This window comes from Georgenia sp. 311 (assembly GCF_006151955.1).
GTDB lineage: Bacteria > Actinomycetota > Actinomycetes > Actinomycetales > Actinomycetaceae > Oceanitalea > Oceanitalea wutianyii.
In genome coordinates this window covers 116201-118077 of sequence record NZ_VDFS01000043.1, presented here as the reverse complement: position 1 = coordinate 118077, position 1877 = coordinate 116201, and the positions used below count along the sequence as shown (strand labels likewise).

Below are 1877 nucleotides of genomic sequence, written 5' to 3'. Positions count from 1 at the left end.
GGGCACCGGTGCCCGGCAGGACCGCTGCGGGACGCCACCCCCCGGGGCGTCCCGCAGCGGGGTGCGGTGGCCTACCGGCCCTGCCACGCCTCCGGGTAGCCCGGGAGGTCCTCGCCGCCGAACTTGGCGTAGTGCAGCGAGGGCATCTCGGCGTTGCGCTCGAGGTACTCCTCGAGGTCGTCCTCGGTGACCGGCTGCTGGGGCAGGACCCACTCGGCCGGGACCTCCTCGCCGGCCCAGATCATCTGGGCGGCGAGCACGGGCGTGCGCCACTGGAAGTTGGAGTAGCTCAGGCCGATGGCGTTCATGTCGGTCTCCTGCCACTTGCGCATGAAGCTGAGCTCGTCCTCCCCGACGAACACCGGGTAGTCCGCGCCCATGTCCTCGAAGGCCTCGACGGCGGCGACGGCGCCGTCACCGGCGTCCATCCAGATGCCGTCGACGTCCCCGCGCTGGAGGTACTGGGTGACGACGTCCTTGATGCGGGCGGCGTCGCCCTCGGTGAACTCCACCCCGACGACCTCGAGGTCGCTCTGGGAGAAGATGTCGTTCGCCGCGCCCCAGCGGTGCTCCAGGACGTCGACGCCGGGCAGGATCCGCAGCGCGAGGACGCTCGAGCCCGGCTCGAGGTTGTCCACGAGGAACTCCGCGCCCGAGGCGCCGTAGGCGTAGCCGCCGATCGGGTGGATGAAGGTCACCGCGCAGTCGGTGTTGACGCCGCGGTCGAAGACGATGACCGGCGCGCCGCTCGCGCAGGCCGCCTCGACGGCCGGGGTGAGGGTGGCCGTCGTCGAGGGGGAGATGACGATCGCGTCGCAGTCTCCGTCGGAGACGAAGGACTGGATGTCGGAGATCTGCTTGTTGTCGTCGTCGGCGGCGTCCGCGACGCGGAACTCCCCGATGACGCCCTCGGCCTGGAGGACCTCGACCTGCTGCTGCATGGTCGTCCAGCCGGTCACGCGCCACGGGTTGGAGACCGAGGCGTTGGAGAAGCACAGGGTGTTGGGGCCCTCGGAGACGAACTCGGAGGTGTCGACCATCTCGACGGGCTCGATCATCTGCAGCCACGGGGTGGCGTCGTCGCCCTCCGGGGTCATGTCACGCTGGGCGAGCTCGCGCTCGTAGTCGGTGCGGACGAAGAACTCCCCCTCGGGGGTGCCGCCGGTGGTGTCGGCGCCGTCGGTGGGGGCGTCGGTCGCCTCGGTGGCCGCGGGCGTGGGGTCCGCGGACTCGGTCGGTGCGTCGGTCGTGCAGGCGGTGAGGACGAGGCCCAGGCCGAGGAGGCCCGCGGTCAGGCGTAGCGTTCGCTGCATCATTACCCTCCTTGGTAGCGATGAGTGGTGGGTGTCGGGTCGTCGGGACGGCGGACTGGCACGCAGATCTGCACGGGTCAGGTCATCGGACTCCCACGGGCTGCGGCTCGGCAGGCGTCTGGGGTGCTGTCCTGCCCCGCCGGGTGCGCGACTGGTTCGCCGCGAAGGCCACCGCGGCGATGATGATGACGCCCTGAATCGTCGGGTTGAGCGTCGAGGGCATGTCGAGCTGGACGAGCAGCCGCTCGAGCAGCTGGTAGGTGAGGGCGCCGGCCATCGCGCCGACGACCCAGCCGCGGCCACCGCCGAGGAGCACCCCGCCGAGGACCACCGCGGTGATCGCGGTGAACTCCAGACCCTGGCCGACCTGGGCGGAGACGCCGGCGAAGCCGCCGATGAGGATCCCGGCGACGGTGGCGAACAGCGCCGACAGGACGAACGCGCCGGTGCGCACGAGCCACACCCGTCCGCCCGCGTACGTCGCGGCGGTGGCGTTGTCGCCGGTCGCGACGAGCACCCGGCCGTAGGACGACCGCATGAGGAGGATCCCGACGACGGCGAGGG

Annotated in this window: 2 protein-coding genes; both read right to left on the bottom strand. The window is 71.6% G+C overall.

All coding sequences use genetic code 11. The features are described 5' to 3' along the window. Nucleotides 1-71: 71 nt before the first annotated feature. On the bottom strand, nucleotides 72-1316 hold the full coding sequence (locus FHE66_RS09160; RefSeq protein WP_369692760.1) for a substrate-binding domain-containing protein: 1245 nt from the start codon (nucleotides 1314-1316) through the stop codon (nucleotides 72-74). Nucleotides 1317-1395: 79 nt separating this feature from the next. Further along, the coding region (locus tag FHE66_RS09155; protein ID WP_369692759.1) for an ABC transporter permease at nucleotides 1396-1877 on the bottom strand (482 nt) is incomplete at its 5' end.